Consider the following 24,581-nt stretch of genomic DNA (forward strand, 5'->3'; position numbering starts at 1 on the left):
TGCGAAAATTCGAAGTCGAACCACAAAATCCTCGGGGCCGTTCACCCTTCGGTTCCCTCCTCCGGCGGCATTCGTTCGTACGAGAGGTGTTTTACCGCCGTTCGGATTTCCTCCTTCGTGAGGTCCAATTCGTTGTACACGAACGACCTGAGCGCGATGTACGCACCGATACCGGAAACGGCGACGCCGATGAGGAAGCCGAACAGGAGGGCGGGGAGTCCAGTAACCATATCCTCACTTTCGATAGCCCCACGAAATAGCCATCGAATGAACTGTTCCGAATTCCGGACGATCGCTCAGCTTCGCAGATAGTGGAACACGTACGTCTGTGCGTACCCGGCGTACTCGCCGAACTGTTCCCGAATCGCGCGTGACGTGGCTTTGTACGATCCCTGTTCGCAGTGTGGGTAATGATCCTCGATGGCGCTCTGAATCCACGTATCGAGCGGGACGGCCTCCAGGTAGTCGAGCGCGAACAGGAGCACGCAGTCGGCGACTTTGTCGCCGACGCCGACGAAGGCTTGCATGGCGTCGCGGGCGTCCTCGTAGGATTTCCCGCGAACGTCGTCCGGCGAGGCCTCGCCGGACGACAGCAACTCGGCGGACTTCTTGACGTACGGCGCACGGTAGCCCAGATTCAGGTCCCGAAGCTCCCCCTCCGACGCTTCGGCCAACGCGTCCGGCGTCGGGAACTCGTAGTACGTCTTTTCGTCGAACTCGATGGGGGTTCCGAATTCGCGGGCCAGCGCGGTCTGCATGCCGTAGATTCGGCTCACGCGCATCTGTGCCGAGCAGATGAAGGAGACGAGACACGGGAAAAAGGGATCGCGGACGATCCGCATGCCACGATACTCGTCGTAGGCCGATTCGACCAGCGAGTCCGCGGGTGTGGCGTCGATTATCGCGTCCAAGTCGTCGTCGAGGCGCAAAAGCGAGAACAGGTGAGGTTCGGCGTCGGTCGTCGCCTCCCACTCCAGCAGTCCGTCCCGTTGCCGGGCGCGGATGACGTTCCCGTCGAGGACGGTGTAGTACCACGCCGACCCGCCGTAGGCGTGGGTCGTCTCGTACATCCGTCCGTCCTCGCGCCGCCAGAGGTAACTCTGGCCGCTCTCGACGGTCGATTGGAGGTCGAACCCACCCGGTAACTCTTCGACGGGTATCGAACCGGTTTCCATCGCCCGGGAATGGGTATCGGGGACAAGCAACTCTTTCGATTCACCACGTCGCGGCCAGCACCCGCCGCCAGTTCCCGTGGGCGACCTTCGAAACGTCGTCCTCGCCGAACCCGCGTTCCCGGAGTTCCGCGAACACGGCGGGAAGACCGGTCACGTCGCCCACGTCGTCGGGTATCGGTGCGCCGTCGAAGTCGGATCCTAACACCACGTGGTCGATACCTGCGCGGTCGGCGACGTATTCGATATGGTCCACGAGGTCGGACAGGGTCGCATCGGCGTCCGGATTGGGGTCGTTGGCCAAAATCGGTTCGAGAAAGCCGATTCCGACGACGCCGTCGGAGTCGGCCACGGCGTCTATCTGCTCGTCCGTCAGGTTTCGGGAGTGCGGACAGAGGCTGTACGCGCCGGTGTGCGAGGCGACGAGCGGCGCGCCGCTCGTCTCGGCGACGTCCCAGAATCCCCGTTCGGTCAGGTGTGCACAGTCGATCACGATGCCGCGCCGTTCGCACGCTCGGACGAAGTCTCTCCCGGCGTCGGTCAGTCCGTCGCCGGTGTCCGGACTCCCGGGATAGCGCGAGACGACACCCTGACCGAAGGCGTTCGGACGGCTCCACACCGGTCCGATGGAGCGCACGCCCGCGGCGTACAGGAAGTCGAGGTTGGTGAGGTCGGGAGCGACCCCGGCAGCGCCTTCGATATGTGGGACCGCGCCGAGTTCACCCGATTCGAGGCAGGCGTCGAAGTCGTCGAGCGAGTCCACGACGCGGAAGCCGTCGACGTTGGCGGCGAGCCTGTGGAGCAGTTCGAGGTATCGGTACGTCGCGGACCGCGCATCGTCGTGGTCGAGTTCGTCGGGGAGAGGGAACTCGTAGCCCTCGTCGGTCCGTCGAACCTCGTGTTCGTCGTCGCTCAGGACGAAGGTGGCGAAGAATCCGACGCCGAGTCTCGCCTCGCGGGCACGCGGGAGGTCGATATGCGTGCCCTCGATTCCATCCGCGAACGCCGATACGGGGTCGTCGGTCGAACCCAACCGGAGAAGCGTATCGTTGTGGCCGTCCACGACCGGCATGTGAGTCATTGCCCATGATGTGTCGGAAACGGACATAAGTGCTGTCGTGACCTGTCACGATACCCCAAAAGGGCGAAAATTCATACTGCTGGCCCTGTAATTACCGTTGGGATTATGAACTGTAGAGTTGTCGTCGAAGCCGCAATCCCGGTCTACGACGTGCAGACGCCGGACGAGGCGGTGCGCATCGCCATCTCCAAGACCGGCGAGATGCTCAATCCCGACCTAAACTACGTCGAAATAAACATGGGTTCGCGGACATCGCCATCCGGGGAGGAACTCCCACCGGCGTTCATCGCCGCCGACGAGGCACTCGTCGCGCTGGAGTTGGAGATGACGGTGTTCAACGTCGAGCGAGAGGAACACGCATCGCGTATCGCCCGGAAAGAAATCGGCCAACGGTTGGAAAACATTCCGCTCACCGTCCTCGACGTCGAGGTCATCGAGGACGAGGAAAGCGATTCGGACGAGACGGACGAAACCGACACCAACGCCGACGATTCGGACGACGATGACGGGAGCGATACGGACGACGTGTTGCCCGAATTCGAGGATCTCATCGACTGATCGGTCACCGGGAACGGCTTCAACGCGGAGGGCTTGCCGCAGTAGGAGTGAGTTGTAGGTCATTTGAATAGCTTCTCGCGTCGTGATACGGTCTTTCGTCTCAAACTGCTCTGCCTCCGGACGGCGGTCACAAACCCTAACCGGAGGGACGACCAACGGAGGGATATGACGAAGTACACCACCGTTTCCATTCCGAAGGATCTCGCCGATCGCGTGGAGGAGACGATCGAGGGAACGAGTTTTTCGAACACGAGCGATCTCGTCCGGTTTCTGCTCCGGAGTATCGTCATTCAGCACCAACGGCAGGGAAAGCTCACGGAGTCGGAATTCAGCGAGATAACCGACCAACTGCGTGAGTTGGGATATCTAGAGTAGTTCCGCCGGCGGTTCGGCATCGAGGACAACCAGTTCCTGTTTTCGCCCGGAACGGTCGAACGCGGCGACCGTTTCCTGTGTCCACGGTGGGACGGCAACGACGACGACTTCCCGTAGGTCGTCCGTCTGTGTGACTTCGAGTGGGCCTTGCGGGTGTGAGATGAACTGGCCCTGTGTCTGTCGTGGCGGTATCGAGAGGTCCATCCCGAAGACCGCGGTCACGGATTTTCCCGTATCCGGCGGATAGAAGTGAGTGAATACGGGTGTTTCCGGTTCGAGTTCGTCCGCGCCGTCCAGGTCCTCCGCAGGGGTAACAGCTAGCGGAACGGTCAGTTTCTTCGGTTCGGCGTCCGCCGCCAGTTCGAGAAGCGCGTCGTTCAGTCCACGAGTGATGTAGACCACACGCACCTCTTCGTGTCGTATTTAGATAATACCGTCGCCCGGTACCCCTCTCAGGGATCCCACAACGAGTTGCTGTGCATCTCGTTCACGTACTCGGACGATAATATTCACCCAACATCCTCACAGATTGTTTTCAATAATTTATGGGAAAATTTAATATATCTCTGGAGAAAGGGTATTTTCATGGTAAAAGACGATCTTACTACGTATCTGGCGGAAAGACCACGAATGATCGGCGTCCTATTCGCGATGATGTTGCTACTCACGCAAGCAGGAAACACGGCAGCATCCACGTACGCTGTCGGTCCGATCGGTCCGTAAAACGACTCAAATCGATTCTACGTCGACCGAGTAACTCAACGTGAACTGTCCATTGACATGAACGGGGACGTTTTCGATGCGGAGGTTCTCCTCGAGTTCGCTCTTCGTAAGCGTACTGGAGGGTAGCGTACCCGATGCGAGATACATCCGATTTCGTTCCGAGAGACGCGGCGTAACTAGACCACCGATACCACCGCGGTTGGTGATATACGTGACTGGGGTTAGCTCGAACGAGTCGCCGTTGGATTCGATTACGAGAACCACTGCAACGTTACTTTCCGTCTGAACGACGTTGATAGTTCCATCTCCGACGATGGTGTACTGGCCACCGATGATACTCTGATCTCGGGCGATATTCAGCGCCGCCGACAGCTGGAACCCCGAGTTCAACAACTGCGCCATTGCCTTTCCGATACGAACCGCCCCGCTGTTTATCACGTCGCTCATCGTGACGACACCACCGATGGCACCCGCTTCGATGAGCGCCATCCCTTGTTCGTACGACTGGCAGGCGTTGAGCAGAAACGCTTCCACACCGACGGAATCGAGTTCCATGGCGTCGAGCATCCCATCGATACATTTGAACCCGTTCTCGTCGATGTGACCGATGTAGTGGAGGAACTGTGCCTCGGATTCGAGGACGGTACGGAGTTCCTCCGTGGTCAACTCGTACCGAACGGTCACGTCGAACGGTAGGTCCCGTCCCGACCCGTACACCTCGTCCGCGAGGTCCCGCTCTTCGCTCATCTCGATATCGTTACAGACGACCGTGATATCGATATCCCCGTCCTTAGCCGAGCGTTCGAGCCGATTTTGAAACGCAGTCACCGTCGCCTTGCTCGCGCCGAGCGGTGCATCGTCGCCGACCCACACTTCTTCGAGCGAGTCCGACGGTTCGGGTTCGATGAACGAACGCGGGTTGGCAGCCGATTCGGACAGACTTCTCGTCTTCCCGCGAACGAACTGCTCGACTGCGGGTACCTGTATCGAGGATGCGGACACCTCCTTCGCATGTGGCGTCCGTATGACCGCGAGGTCGTTGACGAGGAACGGGAGCATCTCGACGTTATCCGATATCGGCGATACGTGGGTCGTCAACTGCCAGTCCGGAACGAACTCCGCTACTAAACTGTACGGAACCGAGAGATACGCCTCCAAACGCTTTGCCGACGGAGTATCGTACAGCGTTTCGAAGTCCAAATCGACCATCGATTCGACTTCTTGACGTTCGTATAAATCGATCGGATACAACCCCTCGGTACGGGTGATACAGTCGAAGAGGAACGTCTGTTTCAGTATCCGTTCTACCTCCTTTTCGAAGCCGAGGGGCGTGTCGAGCGGCCGTTCGAATTCGTCCGTGACGATTCGTGGCGTGTTTCCAGGTACGAGCTTCGCCCCGAGATAGTATGCAAGTGGCGCGACAGGGAAAATCGAACCGTACTCGGGCGGAACCTCGATGGTGATGCCCGTCTCCGGCGGTTTCAACCCGTCCGGAACGTGGAGTTCCTCGCCGAGTTCGACCACCGGAGGATGGCCCCGGAGGGTTGGAAACGACCGTTCGGGACTGGTCGTCTTCAGCGCCGCCCCGAACGTCGAAATCGCTGCCATCATGTCTTCCGGGTCCGTCGTTGTCGTCACCGTTCCCGCCGGACGTCGGTGAAGCGACCGCCCACCGATGATCACGTCCACTACCGAGTCGAAATCGATAGTCACGTCCTCGAACGAAGCGCTGATACTGACCGTCCCTTCGACGTGCAAGTATAGTTTGATCGGCGGGCAGAGTTCGATGGTGTACGTCCCGCTCGGGAGTTCCTCGTGTTGAATCCCTTCGATACTCGTCAACATCTCACCGGACGCATCGCGAACGTAGACCGCTGTCGGGATTGGAAGGCGGAGTCCGGAAGTCCGAACGCGAACTGCGCAGTCGACCGGAAAACAAAACGAGTCGGTGTCGACCGCAACGGGGTGAACCGCATCGAACGTATGGAGGGAAAACGTGCGCCGCTCGATTGGGTCCTGTATTACGATTCCGTCTGCGTGGGAATCGAACGAGATCGTCACCGGATTACCTCCGTCTCTGGAGGGGTTTGATTCCGGCTCTCGAGGCACATACGTCGTAGATATCAATCGAATGTTAAAAAACTATCGGCAGTTTGTAATTCTTACGGTATCACATCGATACGAACCCACGAACGGTCTCCACCAGCAAGGAGGGATACCGACGACGGGACCCGTCCAGCGCATCGGCGAGCGTTACCGGCGCGTCGTCGAAGACGCCGGGACCGTGTCCAACGAGGATACGTTTCGGTGTCAACCCTCGTAGTTCGTCCGGCGGGAAGAGTCGGATCATCGGGTGGACTCCCAACTGCTCGTGGCCGGTTCGGAAGTAGTCCGCAGTGCCGACGGATTCGGGGACGACGAGTGTCCCACCCGTTTCGTCGTACAGTGCGGCCTCCTGCCACGCCGGATTGTCGAACAGCTTCAGCACCCGTAGTCCCGTATCGGCGAGCGTCGTTCCGAACCGACGGACAGGAACTCCGCTGACGCTCCGGCGAACCCACGTGGGTAAGTACAGCGGCACGTCGTGTCTCCGGGCGACAGCCTCGGCATCACGCATGTGGCGGTCGAGGAGGACGACCACACCGGCGACCGTGCCGAACTCCGCGAACAACTCGTCTATCGACGGGGCATCGACCGGGTCGATAACCCACACATCACCGTCGATGGACAGCGCGTGACTCGCCCGCTCCATCGTTTCGTCCGGATGTGCCAGCCAACCGACGCCACCGTCCCATCGGTCGATCTCTCGATACGTGTTCGACGGATCTGTCTCTTTCAAAGGCATACCCCGAATACCGTCGGAGAACGCATAAATCGACGGGGGGAACAGTTCGTGTGCGGACGGTCCGTCGGCGGCGGACGTGATCGAGAATTGACTGGTTGGTACTCGAAGTGGAATCTCGACTGGTAGGGACGGACGATTCGGGCGAAAATGGGGGACCGGGTGTGTCACGTCGAACCCGTCGATACAGGTGTTCGAATTCGGGATCCTGACGGCCACTACGTGACAGTGTCGTCGAGCGACTCGATGTAGTCGGCGACCGGTTCGGCGTCGTTCCAGACGTGCTCGAACAGCCTCGTTCCTCGCCGATGTGCCCGTTCGGAGTCGACGATGAGTTCCGCCCCCGCGTCGTAGGACCCATCGAGCAGCGGAAGTGAGAGCAACAGGCTGTCGTCAGTCACCGTCAAGGCGAACGAGACGTTCGCCACTCGGACCTCCAACTCGTCGTTCATCGGGATCGACGGTTCTTCGAGGAGGGAGTTGAGGACGTTCGTCCCCAGAATCAGTCGCGATTTTCCGTTGTGGTCGAGGCCATCGAGGAGGGCGTCCGAAAATCGTTCGTTGAAGATGGGTGCGATGACCAACGCGGATGTCGTGGTTTCGAGTCGGCGTTCGATCTCCCGCACTGCTCGTGACGGGTGGGTGTCGGTCGCTCGGACGACGGTAGCGTCGACGAGGTCGGCGATACGAAACACGTCGGTGGAGGGGAGCGCGGCGGTGTCGTGTCGCTGCCAGTAGTCGGCGTCGATCGCGAGTGCTTGTTCAGTTTCCCGTTGTTCACGGACGAGGTCACAAACGACCGACCCGGTTCCCGTCGGTGCCCAGCGCTTCGCCCGGGTGGAGTAGATCAATCCACGATTTTCCAACTCCGTGAGCGCGTTGTACACGGCGGATTCGCTCGCGAGATTCCGATTCAGCAGTGCCTGTGTCGTCTCGTCGCCATCGACGATGGCCTGTAACACTGCTGTCCGTGCCCCGGAGCGAAGCACGTACTTGATGAGGGACTGGTGTTGTTCCATGGCGGCAGGTGTCAGTACATCGGAGCGATTCTTTTCACTATCGCTCTCAACTGGGTAGATATCAGATTCCAGATGAATAGGCATTTTCTACGAGTAGCTCAAATTTGTGGTCTCTAGAATGGAATTTTTATATACTGTCACTGTATTTTTACCGCTTGGGCCACCCTGTGGTCCTCGTTGACGCAATCCGGGCAGTGGTTTTCTACTGTCTACCTCCATCGGCGCGGGCGTTTCTCAGAGTTCGCTCGTATCGATTTCGATGTCGGGCGGTGAGATGATGAGAAACTTCCGGAAATGCACCAAATTCCCGCCGCCTTTTTTCACGGCCGGTGCGAGATCGGCCGCCAACTCGGTCAAGTCGCCGTCGATGGCGAGGACGAGCGTGTGTCCCCGCTCTATCGCCTCGACTCGTTCCCCGACGGAGGTCGTTCCGTCGAGGACGCCGAGGATGACACGGGCATCCTCGTCGAAGTCGATATCCTGTTCGGCCGCCTGAAGGTCCAAATCGAACCCGGAATCGTTCATGGCGGTATCTCTCATCGCCCCGAGAAAAATCCTTGCCTTGGTGTGTCAATCAGTTTTCGTACTCTCGCTTGAACCCGCGGAACTCCGTCCGATGGGCCTCCTCGTCGGCGAGGATGGTGACTCCGAGGTCCTCGGTAACGGGGTCGTCCGCGTCCGTCGCTGCCGATATGACCGACCGATAGGTCTCGATGGCGTCCTCTTCGGCTTCGAGAACTCCTTCGATGACCGAGAGCACGTCGGTGCTGTCCTCCGGCGGTTGCAGTCCTTCCTGTCGCGCCTCGAAGTCGTAGGATGCGGGCGGCCGCTCGTCCAACTGCTTGAGTCGCTGTCCGATCCGCTCTGCGTGACCCAACTCCTCCTGAATGTCTTCTTCGAGGCTCTCACGCACCTCTTCGGCGCTCACTCCTTCGAGGACGATGGAGTTCGTGAGGTAGTTCATCACGGTTTCGATTTCGTCGCTGTACGCCTTTTTGAGTAGGTCCGTTACTTCCTCGCTCGTCATCGCCCGACGATACGACATGAACCCTCCTTACGATTGTGGCGGTTCGTCCGGACTCGTTCGGAACCGTCCGCTACCGTCCGGCAATCGTTGCCTCGCGCACAACGGTTATATACCTGTGTCACACATACACATGCTAACGATGGAACAGCAAGTCAATGTCTCGCACACCGTTGCGAGCGACGCTGTTGTCGGCCCGATTCTCATCGTAGGGGTCTGATTCCCCTGCCTACTCACACCAGAAAACGACCGAATCGACACGAAACTGAGCCGACAGTGCATCGTGGCAAGCTAAACCACCGCATAGAGACGACGTGACCAACGCACACAAACAATGACAGACGACAACCAACACCGAGAACCGACGACGGATGGCGGACGATCGAATCGAGAGAAACGAACGATGGCGGAAATCAGCCACACACCGCCGTACGAAGCACCAGATGCAAGCCGCGTGTTCGAGCGCGGTGGCGAACTGCTGACCGAACCGACGGCCGACGCGGACTGACGGGATTTCACCCGTCGATCGTTTCTCCGTATCCTCTCACCATCGAGCGACTGCTCCGAGCGATAACTCCGAGCGACGCTGACGCTTGCCATTTCCGTCTCATCCGAAAAAGAACTGCAAACGGTTTTTCCTCCCTCGCTTCCGGAAACCGACCCCACTTTCGACCGTACCCCCCAGTACGGTTCCGAGACGAACTGTCGGTTCGACTCAGCGGATCGGCTCTCGACCGCCGACGAGTTTCGAGGTGTCCACGAACTCAGCGCGCGCGCCGCCCTTCTTCACTTCAGTCGCCGTCATACATTCGAGACAGCCGAAGACCTCGTTCTCGTTGTTGCCAAACACGCGTGCGAAATCGCGTGTCACGAAGGAACCGCAGCTTCGGCATCGGTTTTCGGCGACTGTGTCACTGCCACTTGCAATCTGGCTGTTTGTCGTTGTCATGCTAAGCCTCGTCGGTACGACTAACATCAGTGTGGGTACTTTGTTATCCGGTGGCTGTCGGGGAGAAACCAACCACTATCGAACGGAAAGACAACTCTACGATTCCGGTAACGACCCCTTACTCGGCGGATAAGTCGGTTTCCAGTCGGAATTGGGGGAATGACACCGTCCCCAAAATCTCTCCCGGCCTATGCTTTAATGAACGTCGGGGCGGTATGGGACACTGATGCCCAAGATAACACTCGATGAGGAGACCGTCTCACGGCTCGACAGCCTGCGTGTCGAAGACGAATCCTACGACGAAATCATCACCGAACTCGTCAACATCTACGAGGCAGAGGAACTGACGCTCTTCCACGGCGGCGACTATTCGAGCGACTAGTCGCTCCGCACCTCGGAACGAGTCAACACCGTCTCTCCAGCGCGCACGCGTTGTCCCTTTCTTACTTCGATGTCCGTCACGTCGACCGATGGTGGCAGGAGTACGTCGGCCCGACTGCCGAACGCGATGTGACCCAACCGTTCCCCGCGTTCCAGTTCGTCGCCCGATTCGACGTACGGATGAATCCGCCGCGCGAACGCGCCCGCGATGAGCGTCACGTCGTAGGACGGAAACCCGATGTGGACCTTTTCGTTGTTGTCCGAATCCTTGCTGAACGCCGGACGGTGTTTCCCGGGTTCGTGTTCAACCGACTCGACGCGCCCGCCGACCGGTGCGCGGTTGACGTGAACGTCCGTGACGTTCATGAACACGCCGACGCGAACGCGGTCTCCCTCCTCCCGAATCACGGAGACGTGCCCGTCCGCGGGCGAGAGGATTCCCTCCACTGGTGGGTTCCGCTCCGGGTCGCGGAAGAAGTGCAGGATTGCACCTCCCGTCGCCAGCGCGAGCAGCGTCCCAACGGGTGAGAGGAATCCCAGTGGTCCGGCCAACAACAGCGGCGGCGCGGCGTATCGCCACGCGTCCGGAACGATCTTCATCGGTTCGACTCCCCGAGCCGTAAACCGTCCATCAGTCCTGAACCGCGGTCCTGACGCGCGCCCACTTACCCTTCGATTCGAGGCGGTCCTGGAGTTCGTCGGCGTACTGCTGTGCCAACGCCTCGGCCGCCGCGAGTCGGTCCTGGTCGACGCCGGAGTCGTCGCCGCCCAACCCGAGCGCGCTTTTGACGGAGCTAAACACGCCTTTTCCCTCCTTTTTCGAGGACTTGCCCGACATCGAGTTCATCTGCGACTGGATGTTGTCCATCTCGGGCATCACCTGCTCGACCTTGCTCGTGTCCGCCACGAGTTTCGCCCGCTCGTCGTCCTCGGGATGTTCGATCTCGAACTCCACGGCCGTCATCACCAGTCCCCACTCCTGCCGTGAAAACTGGGAGTTCGTCACTTCCTCCATGAACTCCCTATCGACAGCCATCCTGTCCCCCACGATCATGTCCGTCCACCGTTGTCCGCTCATACCCCACATTGATGTGGCACGAGACTTGGTGTTTTCGTCTACACTTGCGGAAAACAAGCGGTGAAGCTGCAACCGTGGTGTCGAAAATCCCGCAGTAGGTGGTTCCTACGGCGGGCGAAAGAGGGTGTAATCACTCCTTTCCGTGGAGAATATCGCCGGAATCAAAAACCGCGGGAAGGGGATGATAGCGGTCAGTTGTACGGGTAGCGCGTCTGGTTGCCACAGTCGCAGGTAACCACGACGTGGCCGCCCTGTAGTCTGACGCGCGCGTTCTTTCCGGGGCGGAGGTAGGCGTCGCAGGCATCGCAGGTGAATCGCTTGAACTGTCGGGGGAGGGACAACCGCTGGCGTTCGGCGATTCGTCTGGCGAGGCGGACGTATTCGCGCGCTCGGTCGTCGTTACACTCTGCGGTGGCGTCCCGTGCGAGTACGGTGAGACGCTCTATTCGCTCTTGAGCTACTGTCATTCGGAATGGGGGGGTGGGGGGTTTCCGGGGCGAGACAGGACAAGGATAGAAATCGTTCCTGTATTGCCCCATGCGAGTCATGCTCTTACGGGAACAAATACTTTGCGGTCGGTCAATGACTCCTTTCCGAAAGGAGTAATGGGTCACTGTGCCATCTCCCCCGCAGTGCGCGTACTCAACTACCTCGAACTCGAATCCGAGTTGGCCCGTAGCGGCATCGGAACCTCCACAAAGCAGCAACGCAAGGCGCTCGCGGGGACGAGCGTGGATGTCGTCACGTCGCCGTGGAACGGAAAAACGCCCCTCCATGCACTCCCATCGGGGGCGGTAGGGAGTGGTTTCTTCACCGATTTCGACCTCGCTCACTGCAACGTCATCGGCCCGGGGTCGATCGCCGTCGCGCGCCACGCCAAGCGCAACGACATCCCGCTCGTCCTTCACGCGCACGTCACGAGCGAGGACTTCGCCGAGAGCTTTCGCGGATCGAGCATCGCCGCGCGCCCCCTCGGTCGCTATCTGAAGTGGTTCTATTCGCAGGCCGACCTCGTGCTCTGTCCGAGCGAATACACGAAATCAGTCCTCGAACGCTATCCCGTCGATGCGCCGATTCAGCCGATTTCGAACGGTGTTGACGCCGAATCGCTGGAGGGATTCCAGTCGTTCCGCGACGAGTACCGCGCGCGCTACGATCTGGACGGGATGGTGGTCTTCGCGCTCGGCAACGTCTTCGAGCGCAAGGGTCTCACGACATTCTGCCGAGTGGCACAGCAGACGGCGTTCGACTTCGTGTGGTTCGGAACCGTGGACGACGGCCCGCACGCCAGTTCGACGGTCAAGCGCTGGACCGAAAACCCGCCGGACAACGTCACGTTCTCGGGGTGGGTGGAGGACAAACGCGGGGCGTTCGCGGCGGGCGACGTGTTCTGCTTCCCGGCGAAGGTCGAAAATCAGGGAATCGTCGTCCTCGAAGCGATGGCCTGTGGCAAGGCCGTCGTCCTTCGGGACATCCCCGTCTTCGACGAGTTCTTCACGCACGGTGTGGATTGCCTGAAATGCGAGACGGAGACGGAGTTCCGCCGCGCGCTCGAACTGCTCCACCGCGACCCGGAACTACGGGACCGTCTCGGGGAGAACGCCCGTGAAACCGCGGCCGAGCACAGTTTGGAGCGGGTCGGCGAGGAACTTGTCGAGACGTATTCAAAACTGGTCTGAAGTCACAAGTCCTTAACACCCCGTCCTCCAATTCTCGACTAATGAGCCGATGGGTCGCCGCCTTCACGGACACATATCTACCGACCATCAACGGCGTCACCTACACGATACGGACGTGGCGCGACTTCTGGGAGAAGAACGGCGGTCGAATGGACGTCGTGTATCCCCAATCCGACGGCTACACGCCGGAGCAAGGCGAACACCCCATCGGAAGCCTGCCGTTCCCGTTTTACGAAGGGTATCGACTCGGAACACCCCGCATCCCGAAGGCCGTCCTCGACGCCGAAATCGTTCACGCGCACACGCCCTTCGCCATCGGCGTCGGCGGCCTTCGGCTCGCCCGAAAACACGACCGACCATTCGTGACTTCGTATCACACACCGACCGGCGAGTACGCGGATTACCTCGTCCCGAACGACTCCGTCGCGGATTACGTCGAACGGGCCGCAGGGGCGTACGAACGGTGGTTCTTCGGGCACTCCGATGCGGTACTCACACCGAGCGAGGCGACCAAGCGACACGTCGTCGAGACGGTCGGCGTCGATGCGCCGGTTCACGTCGTCCCGAACGGCGTGGACATCGAGCGGTTTCACCCGGTCGAAACCGGTGCGTTCGTCCGGAAGTACGATCTCGACGTCGACACGCCGATCATCGGCTACACCGGCCGCCACGGCTACGAAAAGCGCCTCTCGGAAGTCATCGCGGCGGCCGACGGGATGGACATCACCCTCGTCTTCGGTGGCGACGGTCCCGCCCGAAAGTCGCTCGAAAAGCAGGCGGCCGACTGTGACGCGGACGTTCGGTTCCTCGGCTTTCTCGAACGCGACGAAATGGCGGCGTTTTACACCGCCCTCGACGTGTTCGCGTTTCCGAGTCCGGTCGAAACGCAGGGGTTGGTCGCGCTCGAAGCGAACGCCTGTGGAACACCTGTCGTCGGTGCGGATGCGGGCGCGCTGTCGAACACCGTCGTCGCGGGAGAAACAGGGTATCACTTCGAGAGCGGCGACATCGAGGGAATCCGTACCGCGATTCGTCGCGCGCTGGCGGAACACGACGAACTTCGGGAAACGTGTCTCGCCCGGAGAAATCAAGTCAGCGTCGAACGGGCGGTCGAGCAGTTGGCGGCCGTGTACGAGAACGTCCGTTAGAGTTCGACGCGCTCGACGATGTGGTCGCTTCCTTCGCGGACGTTCAAGGCGACGATACGGATGTCGTCTTCGAGTCCGGAGCCGTGAAGCTTCGCCTTGAGTAGGTTATCGACCTGATACACACCCGCGGCGTTCAGCATCTCGATTTCCACGAGGACGGGGACGGTGTCCCCCTGCCGGAGCGTGACCTTCTTGATGGCTTGACTGGAGACGGTGTTGATACCGCGTCCACCTTTCTCGTACGGGATGCGCGAGCGACCGTGTTCCATATCGAGCGCGTCCGAAACGCGGATGACGCCCGCTTCGGTCGTGAGCGGGTCTTCTTCCGTGTGGTGACAGAGGATTGCGTGGAGGATTTCGCCCTTCATCCGCACCGTGTTTTCGACGTCGTAGAAGTTCGGCAGAACCCGGTCGAGGAGGTCGGCCGCGAGCGGAATCGAGTAGTAGGAGTGATCGTCGCGGTGGACGATGTGACCGATGTCGTGGAGCGTCGACGCGAAGGCGATGATGACGCTCTCGTCGGACTCGTCCAATCCCTCGTCGGCCGCGCCGTTGAACTCGACGTTGCCGCGTTTCAGGAGGTCATAGAGGAGGAGCGCACGATTGCGAACGATCTCGATGTGTTTTCGGCCGTGGTCGTTGTATCCCTTGCGCGTAACCGCGTTGACGTTTTGGGCGTCGAGATACGCTTGAATCTCCTCGTCGTTCGCGATGAATTCGAGCACCTCGTTCAACTTCTCGTCGGGGAAGGCGTGTTCGGCATCCGGGTCGTAGGCATGCCGCCCGTCGTCGATTTCACTTTCGGCTGGTTCCGTATCCATGCCGACCCTATTCTCGTTCTGGAGGGAAAAGCTCTCGGGGAGCGTTTCGGATTATTTTTCACACGCCCACAATACCACCCCGTCAGCGTTCCGTCAGCGATTTTCGTCCATCCACGTGGAGCATCCGACCCTCTCGGCTACGTCTGCGGTCCGACTGCCAATGGCTAAGTACACCGTCAGGGCGGATTACTGGCAGGCATCCGATGTCATCGTTCTGTGAAATGACGACGGGAGAGAAACGACGAGCGGGATGTATTCGAGCAACGAAGGCGATTCGTGGCGTCGTGGTCTCGACCCTGAGAAGAGCAAAAAGCCTATAGTTGGCAATGGGTAAGAAACTGGTAGAGGATGTTCGAAATGATACCACTATTCGGGCCGATTCCCGGCGGAGCAGAACTCGTCGTGATTCTGCTCATCGCGGTTCTCCTGTTCGGTGCAAACAAGATTCCGGAACTCGCACGCTCCACGGGAGAGGCGATGGGTGAGTTCAAGAAAGGTCGTGAAGAAGTCGAGCAGGAACTCCAAGACATGCAGAACACCGGCACGTCCAGTCCTGCACAGGAAGTCGAGAGCGAACCCGTTTCCCCCACGGAAACCGAGACGGAGATGGAGACGGAGACAGAAACCAGCACCAACACGAAAACCGAAACCGACTCGTAGACGTTTTTCTTCGAAATTATATGAGGGCGTGTGGCCTAGCGGATAGGGCGAGAGGTTCCTAACCTCTCGACCGCGGGTTCGAATCCCGCCACGCCCGTTGACTACGCTTCGCTCCGTCAACGGGCGTGGCTTACTCCCCCTCGCTCGTTCCTCGTTCGCGGGAGCCCCGCCACGCCCGTTCTCCGGCGAGCGCTAGCGAGCCGTGAAAACGGGCGAGGGATTCGAATCCTACGAGCCACGGCCCGGAACGGCGCGACTACGAGGCGCGAAGCGCCTCGATGCGAACGGCAACGCCGTGAGCAAAGCGCCGCACGCCCGGAATGTCTCGTTTCACTCGCTCCCGCCACGCCCGGACTGCCTTTTCGACGCACGCTCCCGCGGCGTCCGTATCGCGAACGAAGTGAGCAAATCGGCACCGAACCATACGGATCGTGTGTAATCTTCGTAAAATCTCGAAGTCATGATGAAAGATTTATTGCTCGGCAACGGTGAGCGAGAAATGCGGCGTCTTCCGATGCCGCTCAAACAGCCAAGTCAGGCAAGACCGAGCCGTCATGGACCGGTTCTCTTCTTACCGTTCGTGACGGTCTCGGTTCTCTCTCCCTTCCGAAGGACGGTCAGAACGATGAAATCGAGGACGTACTCCGTGTTGTGATCCCCGACCAACGGGTCTCGCGGACGACCGAACGTTATGTGGTTTCGTGGTGAAGGTTCCTCGATGGGTCTCCTCGACGCGGTCAGACGACTCTTCACGATAGCGGGCGACGAGTATCGGTGTGGCTACTGCGGTCGCACGTTCCGGTATTCGACGGCGCTGGCGGACCTTCCCGATCTGAACTGCCCGTACTGCGGTTCGACCGATATCGAGCGAGTGGGGGAGTCGAACGGCGGTTGACCCGGAGGATGATCGGTCGTCTAGTCGTTCGATTTCGATGCGAATCGCACCAAACCTTGATAGCTTCGGTGGCCGAACTTCCTCTACCGTGTTCGAGTCAGACGAAGCGTTCGTCGCCGCCCTCCAATCGAAACTCGGGTCGGCACTGTTGGTGGTCGCCGATGCGCGACCCGACGGGTACGAACTCCTGTTCACCCGTGCCGACATCGATGGGCGATTTCGACCCGACGATTTCGAGCGACTTCACGACGAGTCGCTACTCCGAACCGAAGCGCGCGAGGACGCCGAAAACGTGTTCCGCACCGGCGCGCTGGATTTCGCCCTCTACACGTTCGACGAAGCGGTCGTCGTCCACTTCCCGGACGAGGACGGGGCGCTGTTCGTCGCGCTCAGCGACAGCGACGTCCCGTTGCTCCCGACGATCGAACTGTGTGCGGAGTGGGTCGGGACGAGCGCGTAGCGGATTCTCCGGAATTCGCCGCCCGACGAATGTGTCAGATGGAACTATTTTACGCAGAAGATTGATCAGTCGAGACACGAATTCACGGTCATGGTCCTCGAAACCAGTTGGACGGTGTACGACAAATTCGCCGGACTCCTCGCGCTGACGCTGATGTCCGGATACTATCTGGCACCGGTGCAAGGATCGATCGCGATGGCGGTGAACCTCGTTCTCAGCCCGCTTGCGACGCTCTTGCCCGTCTCGGTCCTCCTGTTCGGGGTGGCCGGGACGACCGGTCTGTACTCGACGACGCTCCGACTCCTCTTGGGAGACTCCGAGAGGATGGAGCGACTACAGGAACGCATCGAGACCCTCCAGAAACGAACCTCGTCCTCGACCGAGGAGGATGGAGATGGAACCGATTCGATTGCCGACGAGCAGACGGAACTGCTGCGGAGTTGGCTTGCGATGCTGAAACTCCAGTTCCGCCCGCTGGCGTGGAGCATGCTCCTCACGGTGCCGGTGTTCCTCTGGATTCGGTGGGCGATGGCGAACCCGGCGTCGGCGACGGTTCCGCTCGCGCTCTCGCTCCCGGTCGTTGGCCATATCGCGCTGACCGCGACGCTCATCGGGCCGGTCAAGGTGTGGCTCGTGTGGTACATCGGCGGATCGATCTCGACCAGTTTCGTCTCGCGCCGCGTGTTGTCGCGCGTTCTCGCCTAGAATCGGTCGAACGCTCACCGAACCGTCACGGCGGCGTGATGACCGCTCGGCCCTCTATTTCTCCGTGTTCGAGTTTTTCCGCGACGGTGTTGATGTCGTCGAGATCGTAGCGGGAGGTCCGGAGGGTGACGTCGCCGCGTTCGACTAGCGTGACGAGTTCTTGGAGTTCGGTGTAGCGGCCGACGAGCGTGCCGCGGTAGGAGAACTCGCCGTTCACGAGCGATTGGGAGGGCTCGTGGATGTGGCCGCCGTAGCCGACGATGTGATGATCGCCGCCGGGGGCGACGATATCCGGGGCATACGCGGTCGTTTCGTCCCGCCCGACGAAGTCGATGACCTGCTCGGCACCCCCGCCGTCGGTGATGTCCTCGATGACCGTCGCCACGTCCTCGGTCGTCGGATCGACCGTGTGGTGTGCGCCGAGGCTGTCGGCCAGATCTCGGGCTTCCGATTTCACGTCGAGCGCCGTGATTTCGGCGGCACTCATCGCGTCGAGACACTGGAGGCCGATGTGTCCGAGTCCGCCGACCCCGATGACGACGGCGTGGTCGCCGGGGTTCAACACTCGGGTCGCTTTCTTGACCGCGTGGTAGGCCGTGATTCCGGCGTCGGCGTGGGGAGCGATTTCCACGGGGTCGACGCCGTCGGGGAGCGGGATGACCGAGCGCTCGCTGGTGAGCAAATATTCGGCGAACCCGCCGTCCGTCGTCAGTCCGGGGAACTGGACGTTTTCACAGTACATGTCCTCGCCGAGACGGCACTGGCGGCACTGTCCGCAGGTCATCACGGGGTGGCAGATGACCGTATCACCGACGCTCACCGTTTTCACCTCGTCGCCGACTTCGACGATTTCTCCAGCATTCTCGTGGCCGAGGGTCATCGGGAGGGTCTGTTCGACGTAGTCCGTCCACAACCCCTCGATGATGTGGTTGTCCGTCTGGCACCATCCGGCCCCCTGTACTTCGACGACGACGTGGTCCGACTGTTCGGGTTCCGGCCTGTCGATTTCATCGATGCTGAGGCCGTTTTCCATGTCGTCGGTGTACGCGTGCAGGCGTGCGGCTTCCATGACGTCTAAACCACTCCTGCTTCAGTCATAAATATTCGTGAACGAGTCACCGGGCATATGATTTGGGACACACATATTGCATGATTATACGTGAAGATTATGTGGGTTCGGCCCATTACTTAGATGGACATGTACAGAGGAACTGGGGACGGTCGATGGGAGAACGAGGAGGACGTATTCGTCATCGACTCGCACATCCACTTTTGGGATGCGAGCGAGGAGAACATCATCCACGAAGGAGGCGAGCAGTTCATCCGGTGTTTTTACGATTATCACACGGGATTCACGCCCGCCGAGCGCGAGTGGACGCTGGAGGAGTACCGAAAGTATCCGCAGGAGCGAATGCTCGAAGACCTGTTCGGTAACGGTGCCGTGGACATGGGAATCTTCCAACCCACGCATCTGGAGGAGTTCTACGAGGAGGGGTTCAACACGGTGGACACCAACGCGGATTTCGCCGCCGAGAACCCGGAGCGCTTCATCGTCAACGGGCGGTTCGACCCCCGGGAGGGAGAGGAAGGGCTACGCGAACTCGAACGCCAGAAGGAGGAGTACGACATCCAGGGCGTCAAACTCTACACCGCCGAGTGGCTGGACGATTCGAAGGGATGGCGTCTCGACAGCGAGGAAGCCTTCGAGTACCTCGAAAAGTGTGCCGAGTTGGGAATCGAGAACATCCATCCACACAAGGGGCCGACCATTCGGCCGCTGAACAAGGACGCCTTCGACGTGAAGGACGTGGACGACGCCGCGACTTCGTTCACCGAACTCAACTTCGTCGTGGAGCACGTCGGGCTTCCCCGACTGGACGACTTCTGCTGGTTGGCCGCCCAAGAGCCGAACGTGTACGGCGGACTCGCGGTGGCCGCCCCGATGGCGCAGAACCGCCCGCGTAAGTTCGGGGAAATCATGGGCGAACTGCTCTACTGGCTCGGCGAGGACCGCCTGCTGTTCGGGAGCGACTACGCGCTATGGAACCCCGATTGGCTGGTCGAGACCGTGATGAACGCCGAACTCACCGACGACCAGAAGGACGAGTACGGCATCGAACTCACGCCGGAGGTCATGCGGAAGATAATGGGCGAGAACGCCGCTCGACTGTACGACATCGACATCGAGGAGAAGAAAAAACGGTTCCGCGACGACGGCATCACCGACGAGTTCGGCTTGCAAACGCATTACGAGGAGGGCGGAGCAACCGCCGACGACTGATCATGTCGGGGGACAGCTTGGACATCGGAAACGACGAAACAACCGTATCGGAGAACCCCGGCGACGTGCCGACGTGCGCGGCGATTCTGTCGGCGCTCGACGGCGTGACCGACCCCGAACTCGACCGTTCGATCGTCGAACTCGAATACATCGACGACATCGAAATCGACGCCGAGGAGGACGGTGCACACGTCGACGTGTCGTTCACCCTCCCGACGGCGTGGTGTTCGCCGGCGTTCGCGTGGATGATGGCGCTCGACGGTCGGGAAGCGGTCGAGGGGCTTTCGGGCGTCGCTCGCTGTTCGATGCGACTCCGTGAGCACATGCACGCCCGGGAGGTCACCGTGGGCGTCAACAACGGCCACTCCTTCGATGCGACGTTTCCCGACGCCGACGGTGGCATCGCGGAGGTACGCTCGACGCTCGATGCTAAAGCGCGACTCGCGCGTCAGTACGACGCAGTCGAAACGCTGTTGGCGGCGGGCGTGACCCACGAACAAATCGCGCTGCTGACCCGCGACGACTGCCGGTTCTTCGACGAGTACGTGGCCGTCGGGGTTCGTGACGGTGCGGTCGAAGTCGTCGTGGACGTTGAACCGCTCCGGCGGTATCTCGACAAAGCGATTCAAACCGGACGTGTCGCCGAAGATGATCGGCTCTTTCGAACGCCGGAGGGGGACGATATTGACCCGGACGAGGCCGAACTCGTCCATCGGCGGGCACGTCTCGCGCACGTCAACATGAGCGGACAGGGTGGCGTCTGCGATGCGCTCCACGAGTCCCGTCGGGCCGAACTCGCTCGACAGTAGGGGACGAACGAGGTGGATGCCGTCGTCCTTCGAAACCGTGTTTACTACTGTTGTCATCGGCATTTGGATCACCCCGGATATGGATAGCGAAGAATACTGTTTTAATTTCTAAAACCACCACAAAGCATTTATATTATTGTGCTAAGGAGTACCATGTGGCGAGGTAGTCCCGAATCCCCCTGACGGACGGTCCTGGTCTGGCGCCATCACTCCAGCCCATATCCCCGCCCCGCCACTCTCTCCTATCGTGACGCTCGTATCGTAGCGAATCGTATCCGTATCGCTCCGTACCGGTCGTTTATGAAAAGATTACTGCTGTGTTTCGTGCGTCTCGTGCGTCGCTAGTCGGGTTTGCCGTGGGTGGCCACTCCGCTCGGCTTCGAGGTCCAGCAGGCGTCGTTTCGTCGTGACTCCGTCGGCCGCCGAGTAGCCTTTCAACGCGCCGTCGCTCCCGACGACGCGATGGCAGGGGACGACCAGCGGGACTGGGTTCCGAGCACACGCCTGTCCGATGGCGATGGGCGTCGTATCGAGCGCCGCGGCGAGGTCGCCGTACGTTCGCGTCTCGCCGTACGGGATGGCGTCCATCGCGGCCATCACCGCTCCGGCCATTCCCTCCGGAACCGTGACCTGAAGGTCGAAGGTCGTGCGGTCACCGGACTCATATTCGGCGACTTGTTTTCGAATCTCGTCGCTCGATTCGGCGATTCGGCCGTCATCGATTTCGATGGTCGTTTCGAAGATATCTACGTTCATGAATCGGGTCATAGCCGTTCGAAACCGGCTTTTTCTCCGTGCGCTACGAACGCCTTCCGACGGTATAACCGATCACCACGGACTGAAACTGATCGTCGGGACGAACCTGTTAACGATTCTTCTTGTAGTGACCAAAACAATCCGCCCATGAATAATTACAATAGCTAGAATAAATAATTAAATATTGTTGGATGGTGGTAATTGGTGTCATCGGTGGACTACCGGAACCTCCCACTCGCGGTGGTTGGAGGAGGTAGCGACCGATGCCGTGAGAACTATGGATTCCGATAACGCATCCGATTTGACGGACGGTAAACCGACGGACGACAAACCAACTGGCGACCGCTTTCACCGTCGAAAGTTCCTGAGCGCGGCGGCGGTCACGCTCGGTGGCGGCGCGTTCGCCACTTCGACCGCGAGTGCGGGGCCGGGAATGATTCACACCGAATCGTTCGACAACAACGACTGGACGCTCAGTTGGCGCGACGAGTTCGATTCCATCGATACCAGTATCTGGAACTTCGAGACCGGCAACAACAACGGCTGGGGTAACAACGAACTCGAATACTATCGGGCCAACAACGCGTGGACCGAGAACGGCCACCTCGTCATCGAGGCCCGCGAGGAGCAGTACGGTGGCTGTGACTACACCTCGGCCAGGATGACCACCCAAGGGAAGTACAACAAGCAGTACGGCCGCGTGGACGTACGCGCCAAACTCCCCTACGGTCAAGGCATCTGGCCCGCCATCTGGATGCTCGGCTCCGACATCGGCTCGGTCGGCTGGCCGGACTGCGGCGAAATCGACATCATGGAACTCATCGGCTCCGACCCCGACACCGTCCACGGAACCGTCCACGGTCCCGACTCCGGCGGTGCTGGCGTCGGCGGTTCCTACAGCCAGAGCAACTGGTTCTCGGACGCCTACCACACGTTCACGTTGACGTGGTACCCCGACGCGATCAAGTTCTTCGTGGACGGCCAGCAATTCTTCGTGACCACGCTGTACGACGCACAGAACGCCGGTCGCGAGTGGGTGTTCGACGACGGCCCGTTCTTCTTCCTGCTCAACGTCGCCGTCGGTGGCAACTGGCCCGGTGCACCCGACGCCAGCACGCAGTTCCCTCAGCGCATGGAAGTGGACTACATCCGCGTCTACGATTGGGTCTGAACGGCGGAACCGAACGGCTCACCGACTCGAATTTTTTGGCGACTTTCACCGTCCCGAACCGAATGATAATTCGATAAAATCGCAAGACAGAGGCGAGGTTTGCGGCGGGAAAACCGCAACTAACTACTACCCGCTTCGATCAGTGGTACCCATGGACAAGTTGGTCCGTGACGCCGGTTTTTTCGCGTTGGTCGTGACGCCGTTTGCACTGCTTGCGAGCGCGTTTCTCTCCCCCGCCGATATTCCCGTGGATGTCACCACCCTCGAAGGCGGCATCGTACTCGTGGGCGGGGTTACCACCGTCGTCAGACGTGATCGTGGATTCGGGAACGCCAATCTCCCCCTGTTCTCCCGGTCGGACGTCGCCGACTGGGCCGCCGTCCTCGTGGCGAGCGTCGCCACCTACCTCCTCAGCGTTCAGGTCGGATTCGGACCGGTCGTCGCGTCCGCCCTCGTCGGACTGTTCGTCGGCGTCGGGAAACCGGAAGTCGCTGTCCCGGCCTACTGCGGGTCGTTCGTCGGGATGGCGTCGCCAGCGCTGTTCCCGTCCGTCAACTACCTCCTCGTCGCCGGAGCGGTTGCGGGCCTCGCGTACGTCGCGACGACGGAGGTGTTCCACGGTTTCGGCGGGAAACTCGGCACGCTCGCCCTGTTCGGCTGTGCCACCACGGCCACGTTCACGGACGCCAGCTACGCCGCCGCGACGCTTCCACAGTGGTCGAACGCCGTGGTCGTCGTCCCGGTGGCGATACTGGCCGCCATCGCCACGGTGGTGCTGAGCGTCCGCCTCGAACTCGGCGCGGTAGTAGGCTCCGCACTGGTCGGCCTCGTCGCGGGCGTGGCGTTCCCCCTCGCTTTTCCGGCCATGGGTTCGACGCTCGCCACCGTCGCGTTCTGTGCATCCTTCGTCGGCATGTCCACCACGGACCGACTGGGACACGAGGGGCACGTCGCGCTGGCTGGCACGCTCTGCGGAATCGTCTTCGTCGCCGTCGCGCCCTCGTTCACCGGGGCTGGCGGCAAGTTGGGCACCGTCGCGTTCGTCTCCTGTCTGGCCGTGTTCGGTGCTGTCGAACTGGTCGATTCGATGGGCGGGTCCGTGGTGGCGTGGTCGCGGTAGTTGGAGGTAGGAGTTGAATTGGGGTTGGTGGATTATCTTACGGTAGTGCAGCAGTTTTCGCCGGGCTTGAAACCCTGATGAACTCCTTTCTGAGAGGGAGTAATCTCTAACCTAATAGTGGTGAACTCGCACGTATCAGAGACCATACCTTGCGGTCTGGAACTCTGAATATGACGGGAAATTGGCAGTGACTCGCCGGGAGTCCCGCGAGCCGGGCGGGACCGAAGGTCCCGCTGGAAGCCGGCGCGAAGCGCCGGCGACAATGCGAGGGGAACTACGGCGAGTCCATTGACTGAGCGAGTGAAACGAGCGGAAGGAAATGGACTCGCCGGGATTTGAACCCGGGGCCTCTCCCATGCCAAGGGAGTGATCTACCACTGATCTACGAGCCCGCGTCTGCATTCACTACTTCCGTACGACCATTGATAAACCTCTCGAAATCAATGCCACCCCGCGGCGGTGTGACACACCACTCGCTACGACGAGACGCGTTTGATACCTTTGTGATTACAGTTGCTAGGAAGCGGACCGCCTCGAAAGCCTCCCGCCCGCTCCGCACAGGAACGTTTGATTCCATGGTGATTTCAGTAACCGAGCCGCATGAATACCGCACCCGCTCCGCCACCGCACCGCAGGCCACACCCTCACCAGCCGATTCCTCCGGGAGAGCTTCGCTCGCCGTGCTCTCGTTCACTTTGTCGCCGGCGCTTTGCGCCCGCTTCCAGCGGGACCGAAGGTCCCGCCCGGTTCACGAGAACTCCGGTCGCTCGCGCTCCCTCCGTCATCCCTCGCACGATTCTGCTACAGCCCTTCGGCCGAACCGCTGGTTCACGGTTTCACCGGACTCCGTCCGGTTGACCGCCAAGCAACGCTT

The 24,581-nt window shown here is 60.4% G+C and carries 31 protein-coding genes and 2 tRNA genes; 16 read left to right on the forward strand and 17 right to left on the reverse strand.

Annotated features, from left to right (window positions below):
- Positions 1–41: 41 nt before the first annotated feature.
- The 3 genes from NKF26_RS06575 to NKF26_RS06585 form a co-directional block, all read right to left on the reverse strand.
- Positions 42–230: a hypothetical protein gene (locus NKF26_RS06575; protein ID WP_253226043.1), complete on the reverse strand. Its 189-nt coding sequence runs from the start codon at positions 228–230 to the stop codon at positions 42–44.
- 66 nt (positions 231–296) lie between these two features.
- Entirely contained in the window at positions 297–1,175 is an 879-nt protein-coding gene (locus NKF26_RS06580; protein ID WP_253226044.1) for a DNA-3-methyladenine glycosylase, read from the reverse strand.
- A 40-nt stretch (positions 1,176–1,215) separates the two neighbouring features.
- Positions 1,216–2,253 carry a dipeptidase gene (locus NKF26_RS06585; protein ID WP_253226045.1) on the reverse strand — a complete coding sequence of 346 codons (1,038 nt, stop codon included), beginning with the start codon at positions 2,251–2,253 and terminating at the stop codon, positions 1,216–1,218.
- Positions 2,254–2,358: 105 nt separating this feature from the next.
- On the opposite strand from NKF26_RS06585, the gene NKF26_RS06590 reads away from it, so the two are divergent.
- Together NKF26_RS06590 and NKF26_RS06595 are read left to right on the forward strand one after the other, a co-directional pair.
- Positions 2,359–2,811 carry a DUF555 domain-containing protein gene (locus tag NKF26_RS06590; protein WP_253226046.1) on the forward strand — a complete coding sequence of 151 codons (453 nt, stop codon included), beginning with the start codon at positions 2,359–2,361 and terminating at the stop codon, positions 2,809–2,811.
- 165 nt (positions 2,812–2,976) lie between these two features.
- Entirely contained in the window at positions 2,977–3,186 is a 210-nt protein-coding gene (locus NKF26_RS06595) for a ribbon-helix-helix domain-containing protein (RefSeq protein ID WP_066145871.1), read from the forward strand.
- Here the strand turns inward: NKF26_RS06595 and NKF26_RS06600 are convergent.
- The 6 genes from NKF26_RS06600 to NKF26_RS06625 form a co-directional block, all read right to left on the reverse strand.
- Positions 3,178–3,588: a hypothetical protein gene (locus tag NKF26_RS06600; protein WP_253226047.1), complete on the reverse strand. Its 411-nt coding sequence runs from the start codon at positions 3,586–3,588 to the stop codon at positions 3,178–3,180. The genes NKF26_RS06595 and NKF26_RS06600 overlap by 9 nt on opposite strands.
- Positions 3,589–3,915: 327 nt before the next feature.
- The gene (locus NKF26_RS06605) at positions 3,916–5,970 is read right to left on the reverse strand and encodes a CHAT domain-containing protein (RefSeq protein WP_253234109.1); all 2,055 of its coding nucleotides are present in this window, start codon (positions 5,968–5,970) and stop codon (positions 3,916–3,918) included.
- Between the two features lie 109 nt (positions 5,971–6,079).
- On the reverse strand, positions 6,080–6,754 hold the full coding sequence (locus tag NKF26_RS06610; protein ID WP_253226049.1) for a hypothetical protein: 675 nt from the start codon (positions 6,752–6,754) through the stop codon (positions 6,080–6,082).
- A gap of 215 nt (positions 6,755–6,969) precedes the next feature.
- Positions 6,970–7,770 (reverse strand): winged helix-turn-helix domain-containing protein, encoded by an 801-nt coding sequence (locus NKF26_RS06615; protein ID WP_253226050.1) that lies wholly within the window; start codon positions 7,768–7,770, stop codon positions 6,970–6,972.
- 234 nt (positions 7,771–8,004) lie between these two features.
- On the reverse strand, positions 8,005–8,295 hold the full coding sequence (locus tag NKF26_RS06620) for a DUF5779 family protein (RefSeq protein WP_253226051.1): 291 nt from the start codon (positions 8,293–8,295) through the stop codon (positions 8,005–8,007).
- Between the two features lie 49 nt (positions 8,296–8,344).
- Positions 8,345–8,797, reverse strand: coding sequence for a ferritin-like domain-containing protein (locus tag NKF26_RS06625; RefSeq protein ID WP_253226395.1), 453 nt, complete (start codon positions 8,795–8,797; stop codon positions 8,345–8,347).
- 331 nt (positions 8,798–9,128) lie between these two features.
- Between NKF26_RS06625 and NKF26_RS06630 the strand changes: the two genes are divergently transcribed.
- Positions 9,129–9,302: a hypothetical protein gene (locus tag NKF26_RS06630; RefSeq protein ID WP_190303784.1), complete on the forward strand. Its 174-nt coding sequence runs from the start codon at positions 9,129–9,131 to the stop codon at positions 9,300–9,302.
- Between the two features lie 207 nt (positions 9,303–9,509).
- Here NKF26_RS06630 and NKF26_RS06635 read toward each other — a convergent pair whose 3' ends face one another.
- Positions 9,510–9,743 (reverse strand): hypothetical protein, encoded by a 234-nt coding sequence (locus NKF26_RS06635; RefSeq protein ID WP_049805629.1) that lies wholly within the window; start codon positions 9,741–9,743, stop codon positions 9,510–9,512.
- 226 nt (positions 9,744–9,969) lie between these two features.
- On the opposite strand from NKF26_RS06635, the gene NKF26_RS06640 reads away from it, so the two are divergent.
- Positions 9,970–10,125: a hypothetical protein gene (locus tag NKF26_RS06640; protein ID WP_190303785.1), complete on the forward strand. Its 156-nt coding sequence runs from the start codon at positions 9,970–9,972 to the stop codon at positions 10,123–10,125.
- Here the strand turns inward: NKF26_RS06640 and NKF26_RS06645 are convergent.
- From NKF26_RS06645 to NKF26_RS06655, 3 genes are all read right to left on the reverse strand, one after another.
- On the reverse strand, positions 10,122–10,724 hold the full coding sequence (locus tag NKF26_RS06645; protein WP_253226052.1) for a protein sorting system archaetidylserine decarboxylase: 603 nt from the start codon (positions 10,722–10,724) through the stop codon (positions 10,122–10,124). The two genes, NKF26_RS06640 and NKF26_RS06645, sit on opposite strands and share 4 nt — an antisense overlap.
- Positions 10,725–10,755: 31 nt before the next feature.
- Positions 10,756–11,202, reverse strand: coding sequence for a DUF5799 family protein (locus NKF26_RS06650; protein ID WP_253234110.1), 447 nt, complete (start codon positions 11,200–11,202; stop codon positions 10,756–10,758).
- A 191-nt stretch (positions 11,203–11,393) separates the two neighbouring features.
- The gene (locus NKF26_RS06655; protein WP_253234111.1) at positions 11,394–11,669 is read right to left on the reverse strand and encodes a ribonuclease P protein component 4; all 276 of its coding nucleotides are present in this window, start codon (positions 11,667–11,669) and stop codon (positions 11,394–11,396) included.
- A 165-nt stretch (positions 11,670–11,834) separates the two neighbouring features.
- Here NKF26_RS06655 and NKF26_RS06660 point away from each other — a divergent pair, with 165 nt between their 5' ends.
- Together NKF26_RS06660 and NKF26_RS06665 are read left to right on the forward strand one after the other, a co-directional pair.
- Positions 11,835–12,881 (forward strand): glycosyltransferase, encoded by a 1,047-nt coding sequence (locus NKF26_RS06660; protein WP_253226396.1) that lies wholly within the window; start codon positions 11,835–11,837, stop codon positions 12,879–12,881.
- Positions 12,882–12,922: 41 nt separating this feature from the next.
- Positions 12,923–14,029 (forward strand): glycosyltransferase, encoded by a 1,107-nt coding sequence (locus NKF26_RS06665; RefSeq protein ID WP_253234112.1) that lies wholly within the window; start codon positions 12,923–12,925, stop codon positions 14,027–14,029.
- Here NKF26_RS06665 and NKF26_RS06670 read toward each other — a convergent pair.
- Positions 14,026–14,850 carry an HD domain-containing protein gene (locus tag NKF26_RS06670; protein ID WP_066145896.1) on the reverse strand — a complete coding sequence of 275 codons (825 nt, stop codon included), beginning with the start codon at positions 14,848–14,850 and terminating at the stop codon, positions 14,026–14,028. The genes NKF26_RS06665 and NKF26_RS06670 overlap by 4 nt on opposite strands.
- A 348-nt stretch (positions 14,851–15,198) precedes the next feature.
- On the opposite strand from NKF26_RS06670, the gene NKF26_RS06675 reads away from it, so the two are divergent.
- The 6 genes from NKF26_RS06675 (at position 15,199) to NKF26_RS06700 (ending at position 17,570) form a co-directional block, all read left to right on the forward strand.
- Positions 15,199–15,510 carry a twin-arginine translocase TatA/TatE family subunit gene (locus NKF26_RS06675; RefSeq protein ID WP_253226056.1) on the forward strand — a complete coding sequence of 104 codons (312 nt, stop codon included), beginning with the start codon at positions 15,199–15,201 and terminating at the stop codon, positions 15,508–15,510.
- A 24-nt stretch (positions 15,511–15,534) separates the two neighbouring features.
- A tRNA-Arg gene (locus NKF26_RS06680) sits at positions 15,535–15,607 on the forward strand.
- Positions 15,608–15,712: 105 nt separating this feature from the next.
- Positions 15,713–15,949: a hypothetical protein gene (locus NKF26_RS06685; RefSeq protein WP_253226057.1), complete on the forward strand. Its 237-nt coding sequence runs from the start codon at positions 15,713–15,715 to the stop codon at positions 15,947–15,949.
- 279 nt (positions 15,950–16,228) lie between these two features.
- Positions 16,229–16,405: a hypothetical protein gene (locus tag NKF26_RS06690; protein WP_253226058.1), complete on the forward strand. Its 177-nt coding sequence runs from the start codon at positions 16,229–16,231 to the stop codon at positions 16,403–16,405.
- An 88-nt stretch (positions 16,406–16,493) separates the two neighbouring features.
- On the forward strand, positions 16,494–16,865 hold the full coding sequence (locus tag NKF26_RS06695) for a hypothetical protein (RefSeq protein ID WP_253226059.1): 372 nt from the start codon (positions 16,494–16,496) through the stop codon (positions 16,863–16,865).
- A 90-nt stretch (positions 16,866–16,955) separates the two neighbouring features.
- A complete protein-coding gene (locus NKF26_RS06700; protein WP_253226060.1) occupies positions 16,956–17,570 on the forward strand; it encodes a DUF106 domain-containing protein in 615 nt (204 codons plus the stop codon).
- 25 nt (positions 17,571–17,595) lie between these two features.
- Here the strand turns inward: NKF26_RS06700 and NKF26_RS06705 are convergent, their stop codons facing one another.
- Positions 17,596–18,639: an NAD(P)-dependent alcohol dehydrogenase gene (locus NKF26_RS06705; protein WP_253234113.1), complete on the reverse strand. Its 1,044-nt coding sequence runs from the start codon at positions 18,637–18,639 to the stop codon at positions 17,596–17,598.
- A gap of 129 nt (positions 18,640–18,768) precedes the next feature.
- Here NKF26_RS06705 and NKF26_RS06710 point away from each other — a divergent pair, with 129 nt between their 5' ends.
- Complete coding sequence (locus NKF26_RS06710) at positions 18,769–19,851, forward strand: amidohydrolase family protein (protein WP_253226062.1); 1,083 nt, start codon at positions 18,769–18,771, stop codon at positions 19,849–19,851.
- Positions 19,852–19,853: 2 nt separating this feature from the next.
- Positions 19,854–20,660 carry an iron-sulfur cluster assembly protein gene (locus NKF26_RS06715; RefSeq protein WP_253226063.1) on the forward strand — a complete coding sequence of 269 codons (807 nt, stop codon included), beginning with the start codon at positions 19,854–19,856 and terminating at the stop codon, positions 20,658–20,660.
- A gap of 309 nt (positions 20,661–20,969) precedes the next feature.
- Here NKF26_RS06715 and NKF26_RS06720 read toward each other — a convergent pair whose 3' ends face one another.
- Positions 20,970–21,416 (reverse strand): methylated-DNA--[protein]-cysteine S-methyltransferase, encoded by a 447-nt coding sequence (locus tag NKF26_RS06720; protein ID WP_253226064.1) that lies wholly within the window; start codon positions 21,414–21,416, stop codon positions 20,970–20,972.
- 277 nt (positions 21,417–21,693) lie between these two features.
- On the opposite strand from NKF26_RS06720, the gene NKF26_RS06725 reads away from it, so the two are divergent.
- Positions 21,694–22,587, forward strand: a complete 894-nt coding sequence (locus NKF26_RS06725) for a family 16 glycosylhydrolase (RefSeq protein ID WP_253226065.1) — start codon at positions 21,694–21,696, stop codon at positions 22,585–22,587.
- Between the two features lie 151 nt (positions 22,588–22,738).
- Positions 22,739–23,707, forward strand: a complete 969-nt coding sequence (locus tag NKF26_RS06730; RefSeq protein ID WP_253226066.1) for a hypothetical protein — start codon at positions 22,739–22,741, stop codon at positions 23,705–23,707.
- 320 nt (positions 23,708–24,027) lie between these two features.
- On the opposite strand, the gene NKF26_RS06735 is transcribed toward NKF26_RS06730, so the two are convergent.
- A tRNA-Ala gene (locus tag NKF26_RS06735) sits at positions 24,028–24,099 on the reverse strand.
- Positions 24,100–24,581 lie beyond the last annotated feature (482 nt).

The organism is Haladaptatus sp. AB618, from assembly GCF_024136965.1.
Taxonomy (GTDB): domain Archaea; phylum Halobacteriota; class Halobacteria; order Halobacteriales; family Haladaptataceae; genus Haladaptatus.